Source organism: Candidatus Omnitrophota bacterium (assembly GCA_028715965.1).
Lineage (GTDB): Bacteria > Omnitrophota > Gorgyraeia > Tantalellales > Tantalellaceae > JAQUQS01.
This window is the reverse complement of the sequence record JAQUQS010000029.1, coordinates 1-1,843: the sequence shown is the minus strand read 5'-3', so window position 1 is coordinate 1,843 and position 1,843 is coordinate 1. Positions and strand designations below refer to the sequence as shown.

Annotated in this window: 4 protein-coding genes; 1 reads left to right on the top strand and 3 read right to left on the bottom strand. The window is 50.0% G+C overall.

Annotated elements, in window-relative coordinates:
- The coding region (locus tag PHH49_08065) for an ACT domain-containing protein (protein MDD5488893.1) at window positions 1-225 on the top strand (225 nt) is incomplete at its 5' end.
- A gap of 237 nt (window positions 226-462) precedes the next feature.
- Here PHH49_08065 and PHH49_08060 read toward each other — a convergent pair.
- The 3 genes from PHH49_08060 to PHH49_08050 all read right to left on the bottom strand — a co-directional run.
- Window positions 463-981, bottom strand: coding sequence for a MerR family transcriptional regulator (locus PHH49_08060; GenBank protein MDD5488892.1), 519 nt, complete (start codon window positions 979-981; stop codon window positions 463-465).
- A gap of 75 nt (window positions 982-1,056) precedes the next feature.
- Window positions 1,057-1,233 carry a hypothetical protein gene (locus PHH49_08055; GenBank protein MDD5488891.1) on the bottom strand — a complete coding sequence of 59 codons (177 nt, stop codon included), beginning with the start codon at window positions 1,231-1,233 and terminating at the stop codon, window positions 1,057-1,059.
- A gap of 220 nt (window positions 1,234-1,453) precedes the next feature.
- On the bottom strand, window positions 1,454-1,843 hold a 390-nt coding region (locus tag PHH49_08050; protein ID MDD5488890.1), incomplete at its 5' end, for an alpha/beta hydrolase.

Below are 1,843 nucleotides of genomic sequence, written 5' to 3'. Positions count from 1 at the left end.
ACCGGTCTGTTCGCGAGGCGGGCCTTTAATCTGGAGGGCATATTGTGCGGGGAGATAGGGGACGGCTCGAAGAGCAGGATGTACCTCCTCGTTAATGATGACGGCAGGCTGGAGCAGATAATAAAACAGCTGGAAAAACTGTATGATGTGCTGGAGGTCAGGGCCAGGGAGGACTATGACCATACTATTTTCAACAGGTTACATGAGATCATAGCGGCGGAATGATCCGGGGCAGGGGGGTGCCCCGGATCATCTTTGGTCCAGGGGTGTGTTTTTTTTGTATCTAGTGCGCGTAGATCCCTATGCGTGGTGTATGGGAACAGCGTGATGAGGGACTGGTTATTGATCATCAAAGGAAAAATATGGGGACTGGTTCCGGTCGGGGGTAGACTGCCGCAGGGAACCTGTCCCCGCGATCATTTGCTCCCGGCCAGTAACGAGTCCCGGAATTATCTCTCCAGGCTATTTTGATGCGGCCCGGATCGTCTTTATTTCCCTATCAGATAAGCCGATCGATTCGAGGAAATCCTGGTGGCATTCAGGCAGGGATCTTTCGAACGCGACGTGCCATTTTTTCATGCCGAGGTCATCCAGTCCTGCGCTACGAAGGAACGCGACCCATTGATCTTTGCCGATAAAACGCGTTCTTTTAGAGAGGCCTTTTTGCCGCAGGATCTTCACGATAACCTGCTGCTGTTTGCGTAATCCGCTGATCTCCTGGTTTATCGCATGAAGTCTTTTCCACAGGGCAAAGTCCTTATTCGTTCTTTTATCGGATAATATCATTTTAATGGACTTGAGCGGGAGACCCGTATCGCGCAACTCACAGATCGATCCAAGTTTTTGCGCTGACCCATCGGAATATAAACGATAATTCTTCAAGGTACGTTTATCGGGTGTCAAAAGTCCGATAGAATCATAATAAAGAAGTGAGCTTCTTGATAGATTGAACATCCTTGCTAATTGCGAGATCGTACGCATAAGTGCCTTTCCGTGTATAAAAACCCGGCAGGCAAGGACAAGGCCATCCTGAAGGCCCTGTCCTTGCCGTCAGTTCTATAAACCCCTGACTTCTTTGATCCTTTCGTCCGACAAGCCAAGCCATTTGAGGAAACTTAAATGGCCGTCAGGATTACTTTTCTCAAAGTTCCTATGCCACTTGCTCATATCCTCATCGGTAAGCCCGATAGCCCTGAAGAGTTCGACCCATTCATCAACATTAACAGTTCCCATGTCCCGCCCCTTTCATTTGACAGTTTACGATCTTATGCTCATAGCTACGTATACAAACTATAAACTATGAAGCAATAGACGGGTCAAACTTATTTTCGGGCCGGACCATAAAAGGAAAACAGGGAAGAGATGCGATCGTTCATTGAGGCTTATCGGTCCGACGGTCCTGTTGTTGCGCCCACTTGACTTGATGTCTTTGCCGATATACGCCGCGTAGACGCTATTTTTGTTTCTCGAGTATCATTTCAACGGCTTGCTCAAGCGCCGGGTTAAAACGCTCAGGGGCTTTAAGCATCAGGAAATGATCCAGTCCGTCCAGCTCGATCAGCTCGAAATCCTTTATGTGCCGCCTGTTCGCTTCGATGTCTGTCGGCCAAAGGTCGGCGTTCACGGCCACGACCGGGACATCCAGCTCATCGAACAGCCTGGCCACATCGCCTGTCAGATATCCGCCCAATGACCCGTTAATGGCGCTGATCGCGACCCTGGGATCGGCCGAAGACATATCGGAGATCACCCATTCATTGACTGGCGAGCCGTCGGGACGCAACATCCCGGTAACGAATACCCTGACCCCCTGTTTGAAATCTTTCTTGAACGGCGCGGTCAT

Coding starts and splice junctions, on each gene's coding strand:
- PHH49_08060 (MDD5488892.1), bottom strand. CDS start 981: ATGCGTACGATCTCGCAATTAGCAAGGATGTTCAATCTATCAAGAAGC.
- PHH49_08055 (MDD5488891.1), bottom strand. CDS start 1,233: ATGGGAACTGTTAATGTTGATGAATGGGTCGAACTCTTCAGGGCTATC.